Origin of the sequence: Bifidobacterium favimelis, from assembly GCF_037963085.1 — a bacterium.
GTDB classification, from domain to species: Bacteria; Actinomycetota; Actinomycetes; order Actinomycetales; family Bifidobacteriaceae; genus Bombiscardovia; species Bombiscardovia favimelis.
Genome location: NZ_JBANDZ010000003.1, coordinates 101,402 through 125,148 on the forward strand (window position 1 = coordinate 101,402; position 23,747 = coordinate 125,148).

The following is a 23,747-nucleotide window of genomic DNA, read 5'->3' on the forward strand; positions in this document are numbered from 1 at the left end:
GTTAAAGCCACATTGTCGTATGAGCACTTACTGCTCGCTGTGTCTACTTATCTGCAGACCAACATGGATAATAAGCTGGAGGTGGCGGCAAGGCAGAGTCTGCGGGAAAGTCCTGGACGGGCCGCGTGAGGAAACGTGCGGGTGAGAGACGACGGTGGGGGAGAGGTTTATGGATAAGGTACTGGCTTTCGTCAAAAGGGTGCCCATGCTCTGGGTGGTCCTGGCCTGCGGGGCGGTCATGGGCCTCCTGTGGAGCAACCATGAGAAGGAGGCCCACTGGGTGGTCACACTTCTGGTCGCCGTGGCCCTGATAGACACCCTGCGCGGCATGATCGACGATGTGCGGCACGGCCATGTGGGCGTTGACATCCTGGCGGTCGTCGCCATCCTTTCCACCCTGGCCGTCAAGCAGTACTGGGCCAGCTGGGCCGTGGTCCTCATGCTCTATTCAGGCGATGCCATCGAACAGTACGCGGGGGCCAAGGCCCAGGGTAATCTGACCGCCCTGATCAAGGCCGCCCCCCAGGTGGCGAACATCGAGACTTCCCAAACCGGGGATGACGGCCCATCGGACTCCGACTGGCGCACGGTTCCCGTGGACCAGGTCCGCCTGGGCGACAGGCTGGTCGTGAAGCCGGGCCAGACCGTGCCGGTGGACGGGGAGCTGATCAGCCCATCGGCCACCCTGGACCTGTCCAACATCAACGGGGAGCCCATGCCCCGCCGCCTCTTCAAGGGGGCCCGGGTCATGTCGGGCGCGGTGAACGGGTCGGGGACCTTCCGCATGAAGGCCACACAGCTCTCCAAGGATTCCCAGTACCAACGGATTCTGACCCTGGTCCGTTCGGCTCAGAATTCCCGGGCTGCCGTGGTCAAGACCGCCGACCTCCTGGCCGTGCCCTTCACCGTGGTTGCCTTCATCATCGCCTGTGTCGCATGGATCATCTCGGCCGAGCCCACCCGGTTCGCCCAGGTCCTGGTCCTGGCCACCCCCTGTCCCCTTCTGATCGCCGCCCCCGTGGCCTACATGGCCGGTTCCGGGCGCCTGGCCAAGGCCGGTGTCCTCATCAAGACCCAGGACGTCATCGAGAACCTGGGCAGGGTCTCACACATCTTCTTCGACAAGACCGGAACACTGACGGTCAAGCGCCCCCGGGTCACCAATGTGGACATGGCCGATGGGAGGGGAGACGGTGACGGGGTGGACGAGAGGCACATCCTGGCCATGGCCGGTGCCGTCGAGGCCTTTTCCGTCCATGTCCTCGCCAACGGGATAGCGGCCGCCGGCAACCAGGCCCAGGATGACCTGCGTAGGTCGGGATTGGCGGCCGAGGATTTCCGGGCCCAGGAGGTCAATGAGCAATCGGGCGACGGTGTTGAAGGCCGGGTGGACGGACACCTGGTCCGGGTGGGGCGTCTGGCCTTCGTCTCGGGCGGGGGGTCCTCCCCCTTCGGCCCTCTGGCACCGGATGAAATGGCCGCCTATGTGGCCCTTGACGGGAGGTTGGCCGCCCGCATAGTCATGAAGGACGTGCCGCGTGACGACGCGGCCGATACCATTGAAAGGCTGCGGCGGCTGGGGGTCAACCGCCTGTCCATGGTAACCGGCGACAAGGAGGCCTCGGCCAGGATAATCGCCGATCAGGTGGGCATAGATGACGTGCACGCCGGACTCTTCCCGGAAGACAAGGCCGCCTTGATCGCCCGGGCGTCCCAGGAGGAGCCCAACCAGGAACCCTGGTGGGCCAGGTGGCTCTCGCGCTTCGTGGGGGAATCGGTAACCAAATCCATCACGATGATGGTGGGCGACGGAGTCAACGACGCACCTGTCCTGGCGGCCGCAGATGTGGGCATGGCCATCACCGACGGGACCACGACGGCCGCCTCCGAGTCCGCCCAGGCGGTGATCATGAACGACGACATAGCCTGCGTGCCCCGGGCCATCCTCATCGCCCGCAGGACCAAGCGGGTGATGCTTCAGGCGGTGGTGCTGGGCCTGGGCCTGGCCACCGTGGGGATGCTCTGTGCCGCCTTCGACCTGATTCCGGTGGTCGTGGGAGCCTTCATGCAGGAGGCCATTGATGTGGTCTCCATCCTCTGGGCCCTGACGGCCATGCTGGACAGGGGCCTGTAAGGGCCGGGAAGGTCTATGGTCACATGTCTCCCGGTCCGGCCGGTTTTTGACGGCGGGGTGAGGGGCCGGTTGCAGGGAGGGAGTCTGTGCAGGCCCGCATCGGAGTGTGCCCGGCCAGACCGGGCCCGGGTGGGACCGGACCCCCTGCCGGTTTTGGTGAAAGTCCGGGAACCGACCGCCGCCGACCCTGTTCCGACCCCGCGGATTGAGTTAATCTGGTCTTCATGAGTGATTCCAAGGTCAATGATTCCCAGGAAAACGCCGCCCTGGAGGACGGTACCCAGGCGGGGGCCCCGGCTGCCTCCCCCCTGCGTGTGGCGGTCATCGGCGCCGGCCCCGCAGGTGTCTATGCATCCGACATCCTCCTGAGACAGCTCAAGGAGAAGGGCGACCAGCTGGGCCTGGGGAGCGGGGCCAGGATCGACCTCTTCGAGAAGCTCCCCGTCCCCTTCGGCCTGGTCCGTTACGGAGTGGCTCCCGACCATCCCAGCATCAAGTACATCGCAGGAGCCCTGGAGAAAACCCTGGACAATCCTGAAATCCACCTTTATGCGGATGTGGAGTTCGGCCGTGACATCAGCCTGGATGACCTCCGCCAGCGCTACGACGTGATCCTCTTCGCCACCGGGGCCGTGGATGACCGCCCACTGGAGATTCCCGGCCATGACTTGGAGGGTGTCTACGGGGCGGCCCGCTTCGTGGAGTGGTATGACGGCTACCCCGGCAGCAGGGAGCAGTGGCCCCTTGAGGCCGAGAAGGTGGCCGTGATCGGTGGCGGGAATGTGGCCATGGATGTGGCCAGGATCCTCATGCGCAGGGCCGACGACCTCCTGGGGACCGACATCCCCGACAACGTCTATCGGGGGGTTAAGGGGAACAAGGCCCGTGAACTCCATATGTTCATCCGTCGCGGTCCCGCCCAGGCCAAGTTCTCGGTCCAGGAGCTGCGCGAGCTTGAGAAGCTGCCGGGGGTGCAGATCATCATCGACGGGGAGGACTTCGACCTGGACCAGGAGACCATCGAGAAGGCCGGCCAGGACAAGCTGACCCGGCAGATGCTGGAGGAGCTCTACGCCGTCAAGGACATGGCCGACGACATGGAGGACGACGGCGGCGTGGACTTCCAGGGTGATCCGGCCGACCGGAAGTACTACATCCATTTCTATTCCATGCCGGCCGCCATCATGGGCAGGGAGGGCCATGTCGACGGAATCCGTGTGGAACGCACCCGGGTGACCCCGGACGGGGTGATGGAGGAGACCGGCGAGTACGAGGAGTTCCCGGTCCAGGCCGTATACCACGCCATAGGGTACAAGCCGGCCGAGGTGAAGGGCGTCCCCTATGACTTCACCCGCTACACCCTGGCCAATGAGCACGGCCGGGTCTACTCGGCCCCCCAGGCTGATGGCGGACAGGCGATTGAAAGGCTGTACGCCACGGGCTGGGCCAAGCGCGGGCCGGTGGGGCTGATCGGTTCCACCAAGTCCGACGCCCTCGAGACCATCGGCAACATGTTGGACGACCTGGCTTCCAGCGACAGCCACGGCCGCTTCGCCCCGGACAGGGCCGACGACTCCATCGACCGCCTCCTGGCCTCCAGGGGCATCAGGCCCATCGACTTCGCCGGTTGGAAACGCGTGGATGCATACGAACGGGCCGAGGGCGCCAAGGTGGGCCGTGAGCACATCAAGGTGACCGACCCCGGCCAGCTGCGCCGTCTGGCCCACGGGGAGTAGGAGCCTCTGAGGGGCAGGGATCGTGCGGGAAGGTGGACGAGGGTCCATTGGATGCCCTGTCCAGTAGTAGAACCGTGTGGGGGGATTGAGCGAGCAGGAGGTCTGACTGATGAAGGTGGCCGTTGTCTTCGGTGGAACCAGCACCGAGCGGGAGGTGTCGATAGCCTCGGCGGTGGAGGTCATCCGGGCCTTGCGGGAGCTGGGCCACGAGGTCATAGCCGTCGACAGTGCCAGAGGACGGTTGAGCCTGGAGGAGGAGGGCAGGCTGGCCCTTCCTTCCTCGGCCCCGGCCGCCATCCAGGACCAGCCGGATTCCACCCAGCTGGAGGCCTTGAGGCAGACCCGTTCGGAGGTCAACCTGTCGTCGGCAGTCCTGGACTGCGACCTGGTCTTCCTGGCCCTGCACGGGGGTTCGGGGGAGAACGGCCAGATACAGGCCCTGCTGGAGTTGGCCCAGGTCCCCTTCACGGGGTCCGGGAGCACCGCCAGCGGCTTGGCCATGGACAAGGAGCTTTCGAAACGGGTGGCCCGGAGCGCCGGGATCCTCACCCCTGATTGGCTGACCGGCCCCGTCGATGCGGACCAGGTGGGGGACCGCCTGGGCTGGCCGGTCGTGGTCAAACCTGATGCAGAGGGTTCCAGCGTGGGCCTGAGCATCGTGGATGGTCCGGAGGGGCTGCCCGCCGCCATCGCCGAGGCGGCGACTTACGGCCAGGTGATCGTCGAACGGTTCGTCACCGGGCGTGAGTTCACGGTCAGCGTTCTGGGCCATTCGGCCCTCCCGGTCGGTGAGATCGTCAAGCCGGAGGGGAAGGTCTTCGACTACGCCTCCAAGTACCAGAATGACGGGGTCCAGGAGGTCTTTCCGGCCAGGATATCCGGGGATTTGGCCCGCGGCCTGCAGGAGGCGGCCGAGACCATCCATCGGGTCTTCAAGCTGCGCGGCTACAGCCGCAGCGACTTTATCGTGGATCGGGAGGGCCGCATCTGGTTCATGGAGGCCAACACCCTCCCCGGCCTGACCCGGTCCAGCCTCCTGCCCAAGGCCGCCGCCGCAGCAGGAATCAGCTTCGACGACCTCTGCGAGCGGATTTGTCGCCTGGCCCTGCCCGAGGATTAGCCGGCGGGCCTGGGACCAGGCCGATTTCCTTGGGAACAGGATTGCGCCGGGAGGGTTGCGGGTTTTGACATCCTTATCGTCCCTCCCCTCGGGGGGCCGGTCTGCTCCCTGGATCTGCCGGTGGAGTCGGGGACGTGGGGATTGCAGACGGTCGCACGGCATACCGGACTCGCAGGTTTTATCCAGCCAAAGCTCAGCGACACTGTATAAAATGATGCCCATGAACGGCAAACTGAAGGTTCATGGGCATTTCAACGGGCTCAAGACCACCCTCCTGTTCGCCCTCATGTGGGCTGTCATCATGCTGATATGGTGGCTGACCGGGGGGCAGCGGGCCACTCTGGGCATCTATGTCATCGTCGGCCTGGTCACCACCTTCGGCTCCTACTGGTTCTCGGACAAGGTGGCCATCGCCTCCATGCATGCCCAACCGGTCAGCGAGCAGGAGGCCCCTGAGCTCTACCGGATCGTGCGCGAACTGTCCGGACGGGCCGGCAAGCCAATGCCCCGCATTTACATAGCCCCAACCGATTCCCCCAACGCCTTCGCCACCGGTCGCAACGAGCGCCATGCGGCAGTGTGCTGCACCCAGGGGATACTCCGCCTCCTCAATGAGCGCGAAATTCGGGGGGTGCTTGGGCACGAGCTCATGCACGTCTACAACCATGACATCCTCACCTCTGCCATCGCCTCTGCCATGGCCACGGTAATCACCTACCTGGGGTATTCCCTCATGTACTTCGGCGGGGGAGACAGCCGCGACCGTGACAGCAGCTCCGGCATCTTCGGCCTGATCGGCGTCCTGATCAGCTCCATCCTGGCCCCCCTGGGCGCATCGTTGATTCAAATGGCCATATCGCGCACCCGGGAATACGACGCGGACGAGGACGGCAGCCGATTGACCGGTGACCCGGCCGCCCTGGCATCGGCCCTGAGCAAGATCTCCTACGGTGCCCAGGCCCAACCCATGCCGCAGACGGCGGGCACTCAGAGCGCGGCCGCCATGATGATCGAGAACCCTTTCTCCGCCCGGGGCTTCAGCCGCCTCTTCTCGACCCACCCGCCGACCGACGATAGGATAGCCCGCCTCATGCAGATGAGCAGGGAAATGCAGCAGACCCAGGTGGGGGCCGGCGGCGGCGCCCAGGTGGGGTACTGAAGAAATGAGCGGGCGGCTATCTCCGGCGAAGCCGGAAGGCGGCCACCCGCTCATCCGTGATGTTGAGAAGGCCTCGACCCCGGCCGGGGCCGGATTCCTCTAAATCTGAATCCTGCGCCCGTTGCAGACCACGGTCTTCACCGACCAGTCGGTCGGGTCCAGGAGGAGGAGGTCGGCAGCATAGCCTGGCGCCAGCAGGCCCAGCGGCGCACCGGTGATCGTGTTGGGGCGGTCCAGGCCCAGGGCCCGGGCGGGGGTCAGGGTGGCGGCTTCGACAGCCTGGGGGGCCGGAAGTCCGATGGACTGGACGGCCCTGCCCACGGCCACATCCATGGTCAGGGTTGAACCGGCGATGGCCCCGTTGGAGACCAGGCGGGCATGGCCGTCCTCCACCTTCACATCCAGGGAGCCCAGCTTGTAGGCACCGTCCTCGCAGCCGGTGGCCTCCATGGCATCGGTGACCAGGGCGATCCGGTGGGGGAAGAGCCTGAAGGCCAGTTCGACGCAGGGGTCCTGCACATGGAAACCGTCGTTGATCAGCTCGGCCGTGACCCGGGAGTCCTCCATGGCAGCCGGGATGGGGCCCGGCTGCCGGTGGTGGATGCCGTTCATGGCGTTGAAGACGTGGGTGAGGATGTGGGCGCCGGTGTCGAAGGCCCGGCGGGTCTGGTCATAGTCGGCGTCGCAGTGGCCGACGGCGGGCACCACCCCGACCCCGGCCAGGCGGGCTATGGCCTCGTAACCATGGTCGCGCTCAGGGGCCAGGGTCACCTGGCGGATGCAGCCGTCGGCGGCCTCCAGGAGGCTGTCGAGAACGGCCGGTTCGGGGTCGCGCAGACATGTCGGGTCGTGCGCCCCCTTGCGGGAGAGGGCGATGAAGGGCCCCTCCAGGTGGGCTCCCAGCACATCGGGCCTGGTGTCCATGACCCGCTTGACCGAGCGCAGGTTGGTGCGCATCACATCGATCGGGTTGGTGATCAGACTGAGCACCTGCCTTGTGGTCCCGTGGATCATGTGGCAGGCTCTGGCCGTGCGGATGGCGCCGTCACCGTCATCGAAGGAGTGGACCCAGCCGCCATGGGAGTGTATGTCGATGAACCCCGGGGTCAGGATGGAGCCGGCCGCGTCGATGAACTCCACGCCGTCCTCCATGACCGTGCCGCGGGCATGTGCACCACTAGTATCCACGTGCAGGGATTCCCCGACTCCCGAACCCCTGCCACCACCGGTTCCGGAACCTCCATCGGATCCAGACCGGAAGGATGCCGGCAGGCCCGGCAGGCCGGCGGCCCGCAGGGCTGCTTCCAGGCTGGCCCCGCCTTGCCCGGTCGCCTCGATCCTGCCCTCCAGGGACAGGACCCAGGCATCCTCCCGGACGCCCCGGGCATCCACCGATCTGGCGCCGGCCAGGACAACCGGATGGGCCGGCGCCTTCAATGAGGACTCGACCTTGAGCCCCGTCGATTCATATGTTTCCTTGGACATGTTCGCCTTCTGCCCCTGTCTGTCCGACTCTGCCCGGTCAGATGGACTGCCAGTCCGGCTTGTTGCTGTAGGCCCACTTGTAGTAATCGCGGTTGCGCAGGCGGGAGGCGGCGGCCTCGTCCACGATCACGGTGGCATGGGGGTGGAGTTGGAGGGCGGAGGCGGGGCAGAAGGACGATATGCCGCCCTCCACGCTCTCGGCCACGGCCTCGGCCTTGCCGGCCCCGAAGGCCAGGAGGACCAGCTGGTGGGCCTTGAGGATGGTCCCGATTCCCTGGGTGATGCAGTGGGTGGGCACCTTGTTGATGTCGCCGTCGAAGAAACGGGCGTTGTCGATCCGGGTCTGTTCGGTCAGGGTCTTGATCCTGGTGCCGGAAGCCAGGGAGGAGCCGGGCTCGTTGAAGCCGATGTGGCCGTCGGTTCCGATGCCCAGGATCTGCAGGTCGACTCCGCCGGCATCCTCGATCGCCTGGTCGTATTCGTGGCCGGCGTCCTTGATGGTGTCCAGGTTCCCGTTGGGGACCCTCACCTTGGCGGGGTCCAGGCCCAGGGGCTCGACGACGGTCCTGTTGATGGTGGACCGGTAGGACTGGGGATGGTTGGGGTCCAGCCCGGCGTACTCGTCCAGGGCGAAACCGCGCACCTGGGAGACGTCGATGCCCTCCTCCTTGACCTTGGCGGCCAGGGCCTGGTATGCGGCCAGGGGGCTGGATCCGGTGGCCAGGCCCAGCACGCAGGCGGGCTTGTCCTTGATCAGTTGGGCGGTCCGGTCGGCATAGATCCTGCCGGCCTCCTCCTGTGACTTGACGATGATGATCTCGGTCATCTTCCGCTTCCTTCCAGCCGGTCCTTGAGGACCGGCGCTCTGTGCTTGTGTTCTGTTTGCGTGATTGGCTTGGGCGCCATCCATGACTCCCCTGCGGCCAGGCACCCTCAAACCTGGAGTCTGCCGGCCTTCCTGCCTGCCAGGGCGGCTCCTATGGCCCCTATCGGCAGGTCGGGCGGGGCCAGACGGATGCGGGCGGGCAGGTCTAGCGAGGCTATGAAGTGGCTGGCCCTCGCGCTCTTGTCCAGCTCGGCGTCCACCAGGTCGAGAAGTGGCTGGCCGGTCTTGGTCATGCCTCCTCCGAGGATGATCAAGGAGGGGTCGACCGTCAGGGCCACGATCTGCACGGCCATGGCGATTCCGTGCCCGATGACGGCCAGCGATTCCTTGGCGTGCGCGTCACCCTGCCTGGCCTTGTCGATCATGTCCGGCAACGGGTGAGGGACCCCTGGCCACATGGCCTCCACGGCCGACCCGGATGCCACGGTCTCCAGGCATCCTGTCTGTCCGCACTTACAGGGGAAGTCGTGGAAGTCCGCTGGTATATGGCCGATTTCGCCCACGGCCCCGCTGGCCCCGTGCTCTATCGACCCGTTGCGGATGATGCCGGCCGCCAGACCCGTCCCCAGGTTGATGAAGACCACCACCCTCTCCTTTTCCGGAGGGAGGCTGCGGGTCTGGGGCATCTCGCCCATGTCCTGGGGCAGGGTGGCGTCATCCCCACCCCGGCCGCGCTCGCCGCTGCCGACCAGTGAGCTGTGGGATTGGCAGGCCGCACCCAGGGCGGCTATGTTCACATCGTTCTCCACCTGCACGGGGATTCCCAATGTCCGGCTGACGCTCGGGCCCAGGTCCATGTGGCCTATGCCCAGGTTGACCGCATCATCCACGGTCCCCCGCAGGGAGTCGATCCGGCCGGGTATGCCAAGACCCAGGGTGATCCCGTCCCTCCGGTCGCCCACCTCGGCCAGACTCATGAGCCTGCGGGCCACGGTCACAGTGTCGTCGTGCACGGCCTGGCTGCCCTGTCGTGACGGCAGGCGGCAGGTGGCCAACACCCTGCGGTCCCGGTCCAGGGCGACCCCTTCGATCTTGGTCCCGCCGATGTCTATGCCCAGGCTGATGAGGCCTGCCTGGCCTCCTGAATCAGGCCTGCAGGCCCCGCCGCCCGCCTTCTCACGGGTCTGGTCGTTGGCGGCAGGTCCGGGCCGGGAGGGGATGGGGGAGCTCGCTGTTTCTGCGGTCATGGGTATCACACGTTCTAACGGGCCAGAGGGTCCTGGCTGCAGGCGGTCTTGATGGCGGTGGCTATCGAGACCGAGGGGTCATGGTAGGGGACGAGGGTGGCCTGGAAGGCGTGGTAGAGGTCGGACTTGCCCGGCCAGACGGTGCCGACCACCTGGTTGTTCCTGTCGAGCTGATGGAACCAGGAACCCTGCTTGTGGTCTATCACGAACTCATCCACATAGCGGCAGAAGGTCCGGTACCACTGGGCGTAGGTCCCCTTGCCGGTGGCCTTGTAGAGTGTGGCCGAGGTGTTCAGGGCCTCCGCCAGGGTCCAGTGCATCCTGTCGTGCACCACTGGCCGGCCCTCCCAGTCGGTTGTGTAGACCAGTCCGGGGGCCCCGTCGGCCTCCCAACCGTCCTGCACGGCACGGGAGAAGAGGTGCTCGGCTGCATCGATGTAGGGGGCCCTGTCCTCTTTGGAGTCGAAGGTGCTCAGGGCGTACTGGGTGATCAGGCGGGCCCACTCTATTCCATGGCCCGGTGTGGCGCCATAGGGCTTGAACTGGTCTGCCTTGTTGTCGCTGTTGTACTCCAGGTCGGCCTCCCACTGCTCGTTGAAGTGCTCGGGAATCCGCCAGTCGTTCCCCCTGGCCCAGGAGATGACGTGCGGGATGATCCTGCCGGCCCGCTTTCGGTATTCTTCCCTGCCGGTTGCGTCGGCCACGGCCAGGAAGGCTTCTGTGGTGTGCATGTTGGCGTTGAGCCCCCTATAGGGGTCCAGCTTGGTGAAGGCCGAGTCCCAGGTGTCCACGGCCAGGCCCTCGTCGTCGTCCCAGAAGTACCTGTCGAAGGTCCGCAGGGCCTCGTCCAGGAGGGCGGGGGCGTCGGGGTCGCCTGCCAGGGTGGCGGAGGAGGCCGCCAGGACTACGAAGGCATGGGTGTAGCAGGTCTTCCCGCTCTCCGGCTGTCCCTCCCAGGAGACCGAGGGGTACCAACCGCCGTGCTCGTCGTCGTGGAGGTTGCCGGTCAGCCCCCTGACCCCCTCATGGACCAGCTGGCTGGCACCCGGGTAGCCCAGGAAGGTGGCTATGGAGTAAACGTGGGTCATGCGGCATGTTATCCAGGTCTGGATGCCCTGGGAATGGTCCAGGCTCCCGTCGTCGTTGAGCCATCCGGCCCCACCCTGCTTGGTGGGGAAGCCTCGGCCGAAGTCCATGAAGCCATAGGTCTGCGAGGCCATGAAGATGCGGTTGGCCTCATTTCCCAACTGGTAGCGGGGGTTCGATTCGTTGCCCTCGATACGGTCCTTGGACGTGGGCAATGCGGTGACCCCGTCCCTGTCGGTCTTTGTCGTCATATATGCCTCCTCTGTGAGTGGCTGACGGAAGTTGGCCATCCAGCTGCCTCCAGCCTAACACTAATTTGTAAAGGAACTATACTTTTAGGTTCCTTTTCCCCAATTAGTTTGGAACGGCGTGTCGTGCGTCATGATAAAAGGTCACACCGCCTCGTATGCCGGACATTCCTTGTCCATCATACCAGCAGTCATGATTCATTAGGATGGCTTGTTATCTAAATACGGCAACCAGAGGCCCGGTACAGTCGGGTCGGGGAAGCCCTGACAGGATTGTGCGCATAGAATGTAAAGGGATAATGGTCAGGCACGGCCCATGGCCGGCCGCCGGCCCTCGTCATGGGAATCAGCGTTCCCCCTATCGAAGATGCAGGCAAACAGGAATGGCAGACAAGACCGACACCCTTTCCAAGGCGCTTCCCGAATCGGTGAGAAGGCACAACAAGGCGGTCCTACTCAAGTTGCTCTATCCCGACGTGTCACTGACAAGGGCCGACCTGGCCCGGGCCTCCAGCCTCACCAGGATGGCCGTTTCCGACATAGTCTCCGAACTGCTCGGTGAGGACCTCCTGATGGAAGTGGGTCTGAGCCATACGGCGGGGCCGGGCAAGCGGGGACGCCTGCTCAGGATCAATCCCGAAGGCAGGAGCGTTGTGGCCCTGGATCTGTCCACCCCATACGTGTTCAGGGGGGCCGTGATGAACCTGCTGGGACAGGTGACCGCCCGTGAGGAAATCCCCCTCACAACCCAGGAGAAGGTGCCTGTGGAACTCGTCGGCGAGCTCTGCACCTCCTTGATCGACCGGGCCGGCAGTCCCGTCCTGGGGGTCGGGGTCACCAGCCCCGGCATAGTCAGCCAGGCAGGTGTGGTCGACGATGCGACCAACCTGGGCTGGGTCCAGATGGACCTGCGCGGCTATCTGGCCGGACTGACGGGTCTGGACGTGTATGTGAACAACGATGCCAACAATGAGGTGTTGGCCGAGCGCCACTTCGGTTCAGGGGAGCGCGACCTCCTCATGATTCACCTGGGCGACGGGGTCGGTGCCGGGGTGCTGGTGGCCGGCAAGTTGGTGACAGGCCGCAACCGGGCGGCCGGTGAGATAGGCCATGTGGTTGTCGACGAAGACGGCCCACTCTGCAGGTGCGGCAAGAGAGGGTGCCTGGAAGCGATGATATCGGTGCCCAAACTGACCGCCATGATGGACAAGGACCCGGCGGCCATATCGGACATACTCAAGGAGGCGGGCCGCATGTTGGGCCGGGTCCTGGCCCTGTCGGTCAGCCTCCTCGATCTGCCCAGGGTGGCCGTTCTCGGCGATGCCAGGGTGGTCAACAGGATTTTCCTGGGTTCACTGCAGGACACCATAAACCGGGCCGTGACGACCGACTTCAAAAAACCGGTCACCGTGGACCGGTCGGCCCTGGGGGAGGACGCCTCCCTCCTGGGTGCATGCTCCACCGTGGTAGGTGGTGAGTTGCACTTCGGCGGGGACATGGAGGTCTGACTGGCCTTGGTCCGGCTCCCCGCCCGGCCGGGAAGGAGGTGGCGGGAGGCATTGACCTGCCACGAGGAGCGACCGGGGACACCTACCCCCAAGGGTGTCACCGGCCGCTCTCCAATCACCCTACAGGACGGAATCCGTTTTGACGGGCATTTGGCCGCCGGTCAGCCGTCGGTTTGCCAAATCGACCATCTGCCGGTGAAAGGGCCGCCCTCCGTCGGGCCCACGCGGGGCCGACTCGCCAAGTCCACCGGTGGCTGCTACTATGGGAACTCGCACATGTTCAGCAGGCGGTTTCATCGGCTTGAGGGGTATGGCTTGCGGGCGTAGTTCATTGGTAGAATGGAAGCTTCCCAAGCTTCAGAGGCGGGTCCGATTCCCGTCGCCCGCTCTCGAGGAAGTGAAAATCTGAAGTTTGCGTTGCCGCTATCAGTCGCTTCTGTGTATTGAGGTTCTTCTCCAGCCTGCTGATTCCGTTGGACGATTGATGCGTCCGCACATCCATTTCTGTGCTTATCCCCTCTCCGGCGAGGTCGCATATCCGTGAACGGGGAAATGGTGTGCAGACCACTGCGGGCGTTCCGGGTCGTTACATGGTTCTCCCCCGGCCCGTCTCGCACCGGACGGGTCGGGGGGGGGGTCATATGGCCAATACTTGTTCCGGACGGAGGCCCGGTTTCATCCCCTCATGTCACGGGGGGGGGGATCATTTCCCGCTGAAGAGTACTCAGGCAACGCCTGACAGCACTGTTCACCTCATTGTCGAGATCGCGGAAGGCCTTCAACTCTCCTTGCTCGCCCTGCGGGCAATCCTGTTCCGCAAGCGAAAGGAGTTCCGTGGCCGCGTCCTTCTTGAAGAAGTTGCATACCCGGACATATTCACCCATGGTGAGAGGTGCGTTCCTCATGTTCATCACATTGACGGTCTTCGCGTAGGACCAACCGAGAAGCTCGGCCAGATCTGCCATCTTGGTCTTCGGCGAGGTCTCGCCCATCCAGGTCCGCATGCGGCGAACAGCGGCCCTATCCACGTCGCGCCACTTATTAGAGCTCATCCCTCTCAGTATATTGACCGATGTTGAAAAACATCTGAACTTTAAAAATATTAGCGAATCGCTTGATGAAATACAAAAAATTAACATGTTTATTGCAAGTATAGCCAATCTCTTGGCGCCAGGGGGATGGGGAGGTGGCCTTTACATTCAATGGAAGCTGCCAGGTGGTGGATAGGATGGCGGAACCGTGGTTTTCCGCAATAAAGCCGGTGGGCCGGGGCTGTGAGCTGACCTGTCCCGCCAAATCTCTGTTATGAGTCTCTGCATGAGAAGTGTTGTTGTGGCATTTATTCCATTGCGAGCCCGCAGGTTCTGTGCCGGAGGTCGCTTCATTGAACATGCAACGATTCCTGTTAGGAGAGCGGCCGGGAGGGCCGTCGTAGCAGGACGCTTCCGGTTGGACAGCCTGTCCGGCTTCACGGCCTGCCGCTTCCCCGTGGAGGGCTGGTGTCCGGTCGGATGCCGGTGTCGTCGAACTGTGGACGTACCGCAGGTCAGTCCATTCGCCTTCCAGGGAGAGGAGGACGTCAGGCTACAATGAGGGTGACTATCTTCGGAAATATGGAAGCTCCGACCACGGGAGTTGGGGGAAACTAGCCGATGCAGAGGCGTGCAACGATCATCCAGGTCGCTCAGAGGGCCGGCGTATCGTTCAAGACGGTGTCCAACGTGATCAACCACACGGGGAACATGCGGCCTGCAACGAGGGCCCGGGTCGTCAAGGCCATGGATGAGTTGGGATACAAGGTCAACCTGTCGGCCCGCTCCCTGCGGAAGGGGGGCACCCGTCTGATCGGGGTGGCCATATTCGACTTCTCCCAGCCCTTCTCGCCGCTGCTTCTGGATCAGATAATCCGGATAGCCGACGAGCGCGGCTACGGGGTCATCATCAGCACCTACGGTTTCAAGGCCAACGGCATAGAGGACATCATCGATCAGATGGACAGGGTCGCCGTCGATGGGTGGGTGTTCTTCAGCGACCGGCCCCTGCATGACCGGGGCGTCATCCTGGAGCAGCAGTACCCCATGGTGCTCACCGGCGACTATCTGTCGTACGGTAAGACAGACTCCGTGACCATGCCCAACGTCGAGGCCGTCCACGAGGTGACCTCCAGGTTGATTTCCCTGGGTTGCAAGAGGATCGGCCTGATCGGGGCTCCCTCAGGCATGACTGCCGGGGACATCACCGGGCAGGGCCTGTGCCGGTACACGGAGGGGACCCGTGAGTTGCGGGTCAGGGGATATGTGACCGCCATGCAGGAGGCAGGGCTCCCGGTGGACCTGTCCATCGTGGTGGCCGCCGAATCATGGACGAACATGGGTGGCATGAGAGCCACCGTGCGGATGCTGGACCAGGCGCCGGCCCCGGATGCCATCGTCTGCCTGAACGATGCCATGGCAATCGGAGCCATGTCCGAGCTGCGCAGAAGGCGGCTGAGCATCCCTGAGGACATTCAGGTGGTGGGCTTCGACAACATATCCGAGGGGGAGTACGCTTTCCCCTCCCTCACGACGATCGATCCGGACATCGAGGACTACGCCAGGGCAGCCGTTGACATGCTCATCGAGAGAATCCACGGTTATGACGGAGTCCCCCGCTCCTACGTCACCGATTTCTCCATTCTCGACCGGGCTTCCACCAGGGCTCTGTCAGGGGCAGGTCCTTCCCCTGAGGCGGGGCTGCGGCCAGACCGGCATGAAGCCACCTCCCCAAGGGGTGTCGGTACGCATTTCGGCCCCGATCAAGCGGAAGATAAGAGGGTACGAAGAGGTATACCGAAAGGAACGACGATCATGGCTGATTACCACGTGCAATATGAGAAGGACAGGGACGTCTGGAGCGTCAAGCGGGCCGGTGCCTCACGAGCAACCAGGACCTATCCCACCCAGGCGGAGGCCACCAAGGCGGCCAAGGCCTATGCCGACAAGTCCGGTGGCGGCGAAGTCAACGTCCACGACAAGGAGGGCAACCGGATCCGGGACAAGCGGACCATAGGCAAGAAGGACCCGCGTTCGACAAAGGGCTGAAGGCGGGGAGGAAGGCCGACAGGGTCCGTTGTCGCCCCCTTGCGGGTCGGTAGGGTGGCCGGTCATCTGAAAGACCGGTCTGACCTTGCCGGCTCCGCTCCGGTGGCCGGGCGGATGCTTCGGTCCTTTTCCATGTGGTGCGATTCCGGCGGGGTCGGCAAGGCGGAGCAGATTGGTCTCCGCCAGCCGGCCCCGCCCCCTGTGAGGGCGGTCGGCCTGCCCGGGTAATTGTCAAGATAGTGAATCATTGACTTCCAAAACTGTCACGGCTCCTGAAGGGTCATAGACTGGTCGTGTTTGGCTCACGACGAGGAAAATGAGGGGCGGTGCTGCTCATGGCTGACGGCTTCGAATACCTCGATGACCGGCTCGAGGATGGCGCAGACGGCGTGCCGCCGGTGTCCTATCCACCCAGGCGGCAAGGGTACAGGCCCTCTGACGGTTATGCCCAGCCCAACGTGTGGAGCCGGTTCGCCGCAGTGACCGGCCTGGTCTCGGGTCTGTCCGGTCTGGCCTTCATGCTTCACGCCCTGGCTCCCTCCAAGTTGAGCCATCTGGGCAAGGTGGCGGATTCGGCCTGGATCGGCGTCTCCCTGGGTTTCGCCTTCCTCACTTTGATTCTGGTCATCGTGGCCCGCCATGCCGATACGGTGCCGCGCGGCCGCAGGCGGGTGGGGTCCACCGGCATCGTCCTTCTCCTGTGCGGGATCCTCTTTACGCTGGGTGGTGTCCTGGCGGGCAATGTAATCCCCCAGGGGGTGGCGAAGCAGCCCATGCCGGACCACGCCCCGACCGCATCGGTCCCCTCCATGAACCAGGGGATAGACAGGGCGGTCCAGACCTGTGGGTCCGGCTGGAAGGATCCCGGCCTGCAGAGCTATCCGGGCGTATCCCAGGCCCAGTACTGCAAGAGCAACATGATGGGTTACGTTGTTTTCAACAACCCCTCGTTCCTGTCCATGTATCAGCCATCCATCAGTGGCAAGATCAAGGACCTGATTGGACAGTATGGCGACAAGGCCCCGAAGGACGCCGACTGGAGCCTGCTCACAGGTGGCAAATGGCTGGTATTCGGCACCAAGGACCAGATGCTCAAGGTGCAGAAGCAGTGGGGTGGCACCCTGACCCCCATAGGCTGAGTTGCCGGCCCATCCCTGAACCATCGGGCGGACACGTTCCATGCGGATCCGCCGTGGGCAGGCTATCGTGAAGTGTATGGGCAATGCAGACGAGAACTTTGTTCAGGATGCCGAAGGGAAGCAGGATGCAGGCCGGGGGAACGACGACGGCCTTGTAGGGGGCCGGTCCCAGGCGGTCCCGGGGCGTTACGGGGAACCCATCCAGGTGACCCACGCCCTGTACTCGCGCAAGGAGGCCAGGGCCAACCCCGCCCGCCCCCTCTTCATCCTCCTGCACGGATGGGGGTCCAATGAGGAGGACATGGCGGACCTCATGCGTTATGTGGCCCCCTATAACGACTACATATCCCTCAGAGCCCCCATGGTCGTCCCAGGCAGCGAGGAGGGGATGTTCGGGCCGGGCTACACCTGGTTCCACGACTCCCGCCCCCAACAGGCCGATTTGGACAGGGATCTGTACGCGGCGGCCGTGGCGGTCGATTCCTGGGTGAAGGCCCAGGTGCCTGAAGACCGACAGGTGGTCACACTGGGCTTCTCGCAGGGGGCCGCGCTCGCCGTGCATCTCCTTCGGGTGGACCCGGAGCGTTACCGGGCCGCCGTCTGCCTGTCGGGCTTCCTGGCCCCTGCGGTGGTTCCCGGTACGGCCCCGGCCGACGAGAGGCTGAAAAAGATGGACAAGCCGGTCTTCTTCGGATACGGCAAGGCCGACGATGTGGTTCCCAAGTATGAGATTTACGCCCTGGCGGCCTGGTTGGACGAGCACAGCTGGCTCAGGGTTAAGGGCTATGACCATTTGGATCACGCCGTCGACATGCGGGAGTTCAACGACATCCGTCAGTGGCTGGCGGACTTCGACATCACCTCCGGGCTGGCCTGACCCCTGTTGGCCTGACCGCGCGGCCGGTCTGATCGCGCGGCCGGTTTGGACCGTGCAGTCACCGGGGTGGCCGGCCCGAGAGAGCGGTCACAGGGCCGAGTCGGCATCCACCTGCATGACGTAGACGTTGCGGCGCAGCTCCCTGGCCATGGAACGTGATATCTCGCCCGACTCGTACATGTCCTGTATTTCGCCGAGTTCGATTGTGTAGCCCTCGCGTTTGGCCTCCTCCACGTGGTCGCGCACGGCGGGCATCCCGGTATAGTCCGGCCTCCCCTCGGCCGTGGACTCGACCATCTGCCGGTTGATGATGGTGGCCAGAAGGTCCTCGGTCTTGAACCTGCCCGTGCCCAGCTCGGCGTAGAGCTTCTCGACCAGGAAGTGGTTCATCTCCATCTGCAGGTGGCGTCCGGCCGTGAAGACCTTGTTTTCGCTGATTTGCGGGGTGGCGTGACCCAGACGGTGGAAGAGCCCGCGGAAGAGGTCGTGGACCCGTCTGCCGGTCGTGTATATCCGCCAGCGGATCTCCCCGCCCCGGTCAAGGTGGAGGAGGGCGTTGGATATGTTGTTCAGGATCTTCCTGGCGGCCTCCTCCTGGCTGTTCAGTTCCTCCAGGCGGATCCTCAGGTCGTCGCAGGCATCCGCCTGCCGTATGCCGGAGGGGGAGTCGTCCCCCGCTCCGGCCAGGTTGCGGCGGATGTGCTCCACGTCCGCATCTGCATCCCTGTCGGCCGCCAGACCGGGGGGGAGCTGACCTGTCGGCATCTCGTCCAGGTCGATAGTGTCCTCCGGCTCCGGTATGTCGCCATCCCCCGGTCCGGTCCGGTCCGCCTGGTCTGATGTGGGGATTCGGCTTCTCCCGCCCGTGGCCGTGTACTCGTCGGACATATCGGGGCCGGATGCACCGACCGTGTTCGTGGTTTCCCCAGCCCCGTCGGCCACGGCCAGGGTTCCGTGAGCCTCAGCCGCATCGGCCTCCCTGCCCTGTCCGGGCCGCCTCCTGGCCGCCCCCGCTTTCTCGTGCAGACTGAGCGCATTCTCCACCTGGTCCTCTTCGGCCTCGATGCGGTTCAGTCTTTCCCGCATGTAGTCCTGTTCCCACTCCATGGTCTGCACCTGGAGCTTGCGGAACTCCTTGGGGTTGTACTCGCCTATCTGCGACTTGAGTTTGGCTATGCGCTGGTTGTATTGCCTTATCACATGCTGGATGGCCAGGCGGTTGTCCCCGTTGATCCTTGACGAGAGCTCCTTGATGGTCCTCCTGAGCACGCTGATGGATTTCTCCACCTGCTGGGCGGGCACCTCCTGGTCGCCCACGGGCGCCAGGATGGGCAGGGCGAAGTTGGCCAGGACCAGGGTGACGATGATGACCCCCGCCGCCACGAAGATCAGCTCGCTGCGCATGGGGAAGGGGGCGCCGGACGCCACCTCATAGGGGATGGTCAGGGCCAGGGAGAGGGTGATGGTCCCCTTGGGGCCCCCGAAGGTCATGATTGCCGCGGTCCGCCACCTCTCTGCATCCATGTGCTCACGGCGGCCGGTCTGCGGGTCCTTGGAGAAACGCAGGACGATCGTCGACCAGATGAAGCGCAGGAGGATGACGGTCAGGCAGACCGTGGCGATGGTCCCCACCAGCTGCCAGTTGCTCACCCGCTGGTCCCTCCAGCTGGTTCCCAGTGCGGCCGGGAGGAGCATTCCCAGGATGACGAAGACCGACCCGTTGAGGCTGAATGAGAAGACCTTCCAGACGCTGGTCGAGACGATGTTGGTCTTGGAGGTGTTGGGGCCCACTCCCGTATGGTCGAAGCGGGCCAGAAGGCCGGTCGTCACCACGGCAAGCACTCCTGACACGTGCAGGAGGTTCTGGCCGACCATGTAGATGAGGAAGGGGAGGAAGAGCTCCAGCAGAATCCTGGTGGTAGTGGTCTCCCAGCCCAGCAGGCGGGAGGTTTCAAAGACCCAGTTGACCAGGAATCCTGCGACGGCGCCAAAGGCGACCCCGCCCAGGAAGGATATGACGAATTCGCTGGCGACCTGAACCGGGGAGAAGGTCCCGGTCACAGCCGCCAGGATGGCGAACTGGAAGCCGACGACGCCTGTGGCGTCGTTGAAGAGGGACTCACCGGCCAGGATGGAATGCTGGCGGGTGGTCAGGTGGGCGCTGTCGCCCAGGGAGGAGACCGCCACCGCGTCGGTCGGGCCCACGGCCGCACCCAGGGCCACTGCAGCCGCCAGGGGGAACATGGGCCAGGCCGCGTGGAGGATGACTCCGACCATGACCATGGTCAATGCCGCCAGCCCTATGGCCAGGGAGAGGGAGAAGCGGATGTCGCGCAGGAGTTCGGCCTTGTCGATCGTGTGGGCCTCGTAGTAAAGGAGGGGGGCGATGAAGAGGACCATGAAAAGCTCCGGATCCAGCTGCATCTTGGGGAAGAGGGGGAGGAGGGCCATGAGGGCCCCCAGCGCGATCTGGACCAAGGGGGTGGAGATCCTGGGAATGAAACGGCTGACAAAGGATGAAACCAGGACCGCTGCCACAATGCAAAGAATCAGGAGAAGAGTTTCCACAGGCTGCCTTTCTGCGACGAATCGCTCGTTGAGGACTCTGGACGCACCCGTGGCCATCTGGCTGTGCGGATAGGGCAGGACATGCCATATCGTGAACTGCGCAGTCGGTCGGTCCGGTCATGTACACGGCTGACACAGGGGCTGGGAACGAAAGGCCCGTGTAGAATGTCAATCCTACAGGCATTATAGGGAGGATTGGTTTCGAAAGACCATATGCAGCGGCTGGCGTAGCCCTTTTGATTTCAAGGCTCGGTGGGACGGCAGAGCGGAATCGCGGGACAGGGTCTTGAGTGGAGATTCCGTCGGATTCCGCACGGCGTCCAGCTTTCTTTCAGATTCAATCTGTATCCTTTTTCAAAGTTGACAGCGGACACTGTGGATTTAGAAGCAGGATGATCCGAGTACAACGAAACAATATCAATCAGACGGACACGGACGAGACAGAACGCCCCGGCGGGCCCATACGCGCTTAAGCCGTAAACGCAGGATGCCAGAGTGCATGCGGTGCACCGCATGCGTGGACTGCGGGCGAGCGGCCCATCATACCGGCCGGGAGACCTGTACACCCCCTGGGGAATGGGCCCGTGCGCATCATGAACAATGACCGATCCAGATGGGAAAGGCCAGGTGGTGGCATGATCAATGCAACCCGAGACAGGAAGAACATCAAAACAATCAAAGAAAACGGCCTGGCAGGAACCGGCGGCGGGCAGGTCGTGGAAACGGCCGCCGACCGCAGGCTGGACATCGAGGAGAAGAAGGCCAATGCGGACACCGCATGGCACAGCCTGAGCGTGCAAGGCGTCCTGGCCACCCTGAAGAGCTCGCGCCGTGGCTTGACCGGTGCCGAAAGCGGCCACCGGATGGATCTGTTCGGTCCCAACAAGCTTGCTGAACCAGAAACCAAACCCAAGTGGAGGCTGTTCCTGGAGCAGTTCACCAGCCCCCTGATCGCCGTCCTCATAGTGTGCGGCATCATCACCGTCTTCCTGCGACACTATGTGGATGCGGCTGCCATCTTCGTCGTCCTCCTCCTCAACGCCATCATCGGTTACATGCAGGAGTCCAAGGCGGACAAGGCGGTGGAGGCCCTGTCGTCGCTGGCGACCCCAACCACCCGTGTCATGCGAGACGGCCTCATGCAGGAAATCGACGCCACCCTGTTGGTCCCGGGCGATCTGGTGGTTCTGGAGAGCGGCGACCGGGTGCCGGCCGACCTGCGTCTGATAGAGACCGTTCACCTGCGCATTGACGAGGCCATGCTTACGGGCGAGAGTGACGATGCCAAGAAGGACACGGAGGCGGTGGATGCCGACTCCTCCCTGGGGGACAGGGCCTGCATCGCCTTCTCCGGCACCATGGTGACCAGCGGCCGAGGCCAGGGGGTCGTCGTGGCCACCGGCGCGGACACGGAACTCGGCGAGATCAACGATCTGGTCCATGTGGAGAAGGGCCTCACCCCCCTCCAGCGCATCCTTCACCGGACCGAGGTGGGCATAGCCGTAGCGGTCATCCTGGTGGCCGTGTTCGTCTTCGCCGGCGGGGCCATCATCAACGGGAACGCCACCGAGGCCTTCCTCTCCGCAGTCTCCCTCGTGGTGGCCTCCATGCCCGAGGCCCTCCCCATCGTGCTTACCGTGGCCATGGCCCTGGGGGTCTCGCGGATGGCCGATTACAATGCCATCGTCCGCTCCCTGCCGGCTGTGGAGACCCTGGGCTCCATCACCGTCATCGGTTCCGACAAGACCGGCACATTGACGCAGAACAGGATGACCGTGGAGCAGTGCACCCTTGGCGGCGGCCACCCGGTCGAGGTCTCTGCCATGAATCCGGGCGGAAGCCTGGCCCAGGATGATGATGAAGCCCGTGGCAAGGCCTTCCGCGCCCTCCTGCGTGCTGGCGGGCTCACCAACGAGGCTCACCGGCAGAAGGAGAAGGACGGGTCCATCAGCTACAGCGGGGACGCCGTCGACATGGCCATGGCCCGTGCGGCCGATCAGGCGGGCGTGCTGGACAGGGGCGATCTCGACGCCCCCATACTCGCCCAGACCCCTTACGAACCGGAACTGCTGCATTCCATGACCATCCGCAGAAACCCTGACGGAAGCCTGACCCAGTACGTCAAGGGGGCGCCGGATACGGTCATGGCCATGTGCACCTCCATGGTGGATGAGAGGGGGGAATCCGCCCCCCTCGATACGGACGCGGTCCACTCCTCATACGCCCAGATGGGGACCCAGGGCCTGCGTGTCATCGGAGTGGCCAGCCGCACCATCGACCCGGGAGACAACCTGGACGATCACAGGCGGGCCCATGACATGACCTTCCTGGGATTGGAGGGCATGCTGGACCCGCCCCGTCCGGGCGTGCGCGAGGCCATAGCCCAGTGTTCCAAGGCGGGCATCCGGGTGGTCATGATCACGGGCGACCACCCTGTCACCGCAGCCGCCATCGGCCGCAGGCTGGGGCTGGAACACACCGGGCGCACCCTGACGGGCAGCGAGATGCTGGACATGAGCGACGAGGTCCTCAAGGCCCGCCTGCGGGAGACCTCCATCGCCGCCCGCGTCTCCCCGCAGGACAAACTCCGCATCGTCCAGGCCCTCCAGGATGACGGCGAGGTGGTGGCGGTGACCGGAGACGGGGTGAACGACGCCCCCGCCCTCAAGGCAGCCTCGGTTGGCATCGCCATGGGGGAGTCCGGCACCGATGTCGCCCGCGAGGCCAGCGATGTGGTCCTGACCGATGACAATTTCGTGACCATCACGCAGGCGGTCCGCCAGGGGAGGGTGACCTTCAAGGCCATCCGAGGTTCGGCCTTCTTCCTCCTGGCCACGGCGGCGGCGGCCATGATAGCGGTCGGAGTCAACGTCATAGCGGAAGAACCCCTCCTTTTCCTTCCCCTCCAGATGCTCTGGATCAACTTCGTGACCAACGGGGTGCAGGACATAGCCCTGGGCTTCGAGCCCGGAAGCGGCGACGAACTGGACGCGCCGCCCCGTTCCCCCAATGAGGGCCTGCTCTCCAGGGTCCTCTGGGTCCGCACTGCGGTCTGCGGCCTGTGGATGGCCACCTGCATCCTGGTCATGTTCCGCATCGGCCTCGACCGTGGGCTGAACCTGACGGTTGCCAGGACCATGGCCCTGACCCTTCTGGTCCTGTTCAACTTCTTCATTTCCATGTCGGCCCGTTCCGAGAACAAGTTGATAATCCAGCTGAATCCGCTGGACAACAAGTTCCTCATGGTGGCCTCCTTCGCCGCCCTCGGAATCCATGCAGGGGCCATGTATCTGCCCGGCGTGGCCCGGGTGCTGGGCATGGCCCCCCTGACCGGCCGGCAGTGGCTGATCTGCCTGGGCATAGGCTTGACCGCCCTCATCTTCAGCGAGGGCGACAAGCTGGTCCGGATGATCCTGTCCAAGCACGGTTATGACATCAATGGCCCCAGGCCAGGAAGAATCAGCCGCGTCCGCCGGTCCATCGCCGACACCCTGCGCGTGGAACGGTAGGGGGGTCGCTGCGGCGGGGGGGGGG

Annotated in this window: 16 protein-coding genes and 1 tRNA gene; 10 read left to right on the top strand and 7 right to left on the bottom strand. The window is 64.3% G+C overall.

All coding sequences use genetic code 11. From position 1 onward, the window contains the following. The first annotated feature begins 169 nt into the window (after positions 1-169). From V6584_RS07685 to htpX, 4 genes are all read left to right on the top strand, one after another. On the top strand, positions 170-2,134 hold the full coding sequence (locus V6584_RS07685) for a heavy metal translocating P-type ATPase (protein WP_340470042.1): 1,965 nt from the start codon (positions 170-172) through the stop codon (positions 2,132-2,134). 224 nt (positions 2,135-2,358) lie between these two features. Beyond that, positions 2,359-3,870, top strand: coding sequence for an FAD-dependent oxidoreductase (locus tag V6584_RS07690; protein ID WP_340470041.1), 1,512 nt, complete (start codon positions 2,359-2,361; stop codon positions 3,868-3,870). 109 nt (positions 3,871-3,979) lie between these two features. Beyond that, a complete protein-coding gene (locus V6584_RS07695) occupies positions 3,980-4,990 on the top strand; it encodes a D-alanine--D-alanine ligase family protein (RefSeq protein WP_340470039.1) in 1,011 nt (336 codons plus the stop codon). 220 nt (positions 4,991-5,210) lie between these two features. After that, positions 5,211-6,149 carry a zinc metalloprotease HtpX gene (htpX, locus tag V6584_RS07700; RefSeq protein WP_340470038.1) on the top strand — a complete coding sequence of 313 codons (939 nt, stop codon included), beginning with the start codon at positions 5,211-5,213 and terminating at the stop codon, positions 6,147-6,149. A 99-nt stretch (positions 6,150-6,248) separates the two neighbouring features. Here htpX and nagA read toward each other — a convergent pair whose 3' ends face one another. The 4 genes from nagA to V6584_RS07720 form a co-directional block, all read right to left on the bottom strand. Continuing rightward, entirely contained in the window at positions 6,249-7,634 is a 1,386-nt protein-coding gene (nagA, locus tag V6584_RS07705) for an N-acetylglucosamine-6-phosphate deacetylase (protein ID WP_340470037.1), read from the bottom strand. Positions 7,635-7,671: 37 nt separating this feature from the next. Continuing rightward, complete coding sequence (gene nagB / locus V6584_RS07710; RefSeq protein ID WP_340470036.1) at positions 7,672-8,460, bottom strand: glucosamine-6-phosphate deaminase; 789 nt, start codon at positions 8,458-8,460, stop codon at positions 7,672-7,674. 107 nt (positions 8,461-8,567) lie between these two features. Then, positions 8,568-9,707 carry an ROK family protein gene (locus V6584_RS07715; RefSeq protein WP_340470035.1) on the bottom strand — a complete coding sequence of 380 codons (1,140 nt, stop codon included), beginning with the start codon at positions 9,705-9,707 and terminating at the stop codon, positions 8,568-8,570. A gap of 14 nt (positions 9,708-9,721) precedes the next feature. After that, positions 9,722-10,927 carry an AGE family epimerase/isomerase gene (locus V6584_RS07720; RefSeq protein ID WP_340470119.1) on the bottom strand — a complete coding sequence of 402 codons (1,206 nt, stop codon included), beginning with the start codon at positions 10,925-10,927 and terminating at the stop codon, positions 9,722-9,724. 497 nt (positions 10,928-11,424) lie between these two features. On the opposite strand from V6584_RS07720, the gene V6584_RS07725 reads away from it, so the two are divergent. Together V6584_RS07725 and V6584_RS07730 are read left to right on the top strand one after the other, a co-directional pair. Further along, positions 11,425-12,549 carry an ROK family protein gene (locus V6584_RS07725; RefSeq protein ID WP_340470034.1) on the top strand — a complete coding sequence of 375 codons (1,125 nt, stop codon included), beginning with the start codon at positions 11,425-11,427 and terminating at the stop codon, positions 12,547-12,549. A 317-nt stretch (positions 12,550-12,866) separates the two neighbouring features. Further along, a tRNA-Gly gene (locus tag V6584_RS07730) sits at positions 12,867-12,937 on the top strand. 295 nt (positions 12,938-13,232) lie between these two features. Here the strand turns inward: V6584_RS07730 and V6584_RS07735 are convergent. Continuing rightward, positions 13,233-13,601, bottom strand: coding sequence for a hypothetical protein (locus tag V6584_RS07735; protein ID WP_340486364.1), 369 nt, complete (start codon positions 13,599-13,601; stop codon positions 13,233-13,235). Next, positions 13,591-13,941 carry a hypothetical protein gene (locus V6584_RS07740; RefSeq protein ID WP_340470032.1) on the bottom strand — a complete coding sequence of 117 codons (351 nt, stop codon included), beginning with the start codon at positions 13,939-13,941 and terminating at the stop codon, positions 13,591-13,593. Before V6584_RS07740 ends, V6584_RS07735 begins: the two co-directional genes overlap by 11 nt. 260 nt (positions 13,942-14,201) lie before the next feature. Here V6584_RS07740 and V6584_RS07745 point away from each other — a divergent pair, with 260 nt between their 5' ends. The 3 genes from V6584_RS07745 (at position 14,202) to V6584_RS07755 (ending at position 17,645) form a co-directional block, all read left to right on the top strand. Further along, positions 14,202-15,629, top strand: coding sequence for a substrate-binding domain-containing protein (locus V6584_RS07745; RefSeq protein ID WP_340470031.1), 1,428 nt, complete (start codon positions 14,202-14,204; stop codon positions 15,627-15,629). A 326-nt stretch (positions 15,630-15,955) separates the two neighbouring features. Continuing rightward, positions 15,956-16,768: a hypothetical protein gene (locus tag V6584_RS07750; RefSeq protein ID WP_340470029.1), complete on the top strand. Its 813-nt coding sequence runs from the start codon at positions 15,956-15,958 to the stop codon at positions 16,766-16,768. A gap of 76 nt (positions 16,769-16,844) precedes the next feature. Continuing rightward, positions 16,845-17,645 carry an alpha/beta hydrolase gene (locus V6584_RS07755; protein WP_340470028.1) on the top strand — a complete coding sequence of 267 codons (801 nt, stop codon included), beginning with the start codon at positions 16,845-16,847 and terminating at the stop codon, positions 17,643-17,645. 87 nt (positions 17,646-17,732) lie between these two features. Here V6584_RS07755 and V6584_RS07760 read toward each other — a convergent pair whose 3' ends face one another. Further along, on the bottom strand, positions 17,733-20,213 hold the full coding sequence (locus V6584_RS07760) for a cation:proton antiporter (protein WP_340470027.1): 2,481 nt from the start codon (positions 20,211-20,213) through the stop codon (positions 17,733-17,735). 635 nt (positions 20,214-20,848) lie between these two features. Here V6584_RS07760 and V6584_RS07765 point away from each other — a divergent pair. After that, positions 20,849-23,722, top strand: a complete 2,874-nt coding sequence (locus V6584_RS07765; protein ID WP_340470026.1) for a cation-translocating P-type ATPase — start codon at positions 20,849-20,851, stop codon at positions 23,720-23,722. Positions 23,723-23,747: the final 25 nt, after the last annotated feature.

What these genes read in the sequence shown, in the direction of transcription:
- V6584_RS07685 (WP_340470042.1), top strand. Translation starts at nt 170, where the DNA reads ATGGATAAGGTACTGGCTTTCGTCAAAAGGGTGCCCATGCTCTGGGTG.
- V6584_RS07690 (WP_340470041.1), top strand. Translation starts at nt 2,359, where the DNA reads ATGAGTGATTCCAAGGTCAATGATTCCCAGGAAAACGCCGCCCTGGAG.
- V6584_RS07695 (WP_340470039.1), top strand. Translation starts at nt 3,980, where the DNA reads ATGAAGGTGGCCGTTGTCTTCGGTGGAACCAGCACCGAGCGGGAGGTG.
- htpX (WP_340470038.1), top strand. Translation starts at nt 5,211, where the DNA reads ATGAACGGCAAACTGAAGGTTCATGGGCATTTCAACGGGCTCAAGACC.
- nagA (WP_340470037.1), bottom strand. Translation starts at nt 7,634, where the DNA reads ATGTCCAAGGAAACATATGAATCGACGGGGCTCAAGGTCGAGTCCTCA.
- nagB (WP_340470036.1), bottom strand. Translation starts at nt 8,460, where the DNA reads ATGACCGAGATCATCATCGTCAAGTCACAGGAGGAGGCCGGCAGGATC.
- V6584_RS07715 (WP_340470035.1), bottom strand. Translation starts at nt 9,707, where the DNA reads ATGACCGCAGAAACAGCGAGCTCCCCCATCCCCTCCCGGCCCGGACCT.
- V6584_RS07720 (WP_340470119.1), bottom strand. Translation starts at nt 10,927, where the DNA reads ATGGCCTCGCAGACCTATGGCTTCATGGACTTCGGCCGAGGCTTCCCC.
- V6584_RS07725 (WP_340470034.1), top strand. Translation starts at nt 11,425, where the DNA reads ATGGCAGACAAGACCGACACCCTTTCCAAGGCGCTTCCCGAATCGGTG.
- V6584_RS07735 (WP_340486364.1), bottom strand. Translation starts at nt 13,601, where the DNA reads ATGAGCTCTAATAAGTGGCGCGACGTGGATAGGGCCGCTGTTCGCCGC.
- V6584_RS07740 (WP_340470032.1), bottom strand. Translation starts at nt 13,941, where the DNA reads ATGTTCAATGAAGCGACCTCCGGCACAGAACCTGCGGGCTCGCAATGG.
- V6584_RS07745 (WP_340470031.1), top strand. Translation starts at nt 14,202, where the DNA reads ATGCAGAGGCGTGCAACGATCATCCAGGTCGCTCAGAGGGCCGGCGTA.
- V6584_RS07755 (WP_340470028.1), top strand. Translation starts at nt 16,845, where the DNA reads ATGGGCAATGCAGACGAGAACTTTGTTCAGGATGCCGAAGGGAAGCAG.
- V6584_RS07765 (WP_340470026.1), top strand. Translation starts at nt 20,849, where the DNA reads ATGATCAATGCAACCCGAGACAGGAAGAACATCAAAACAATCAAAGAA.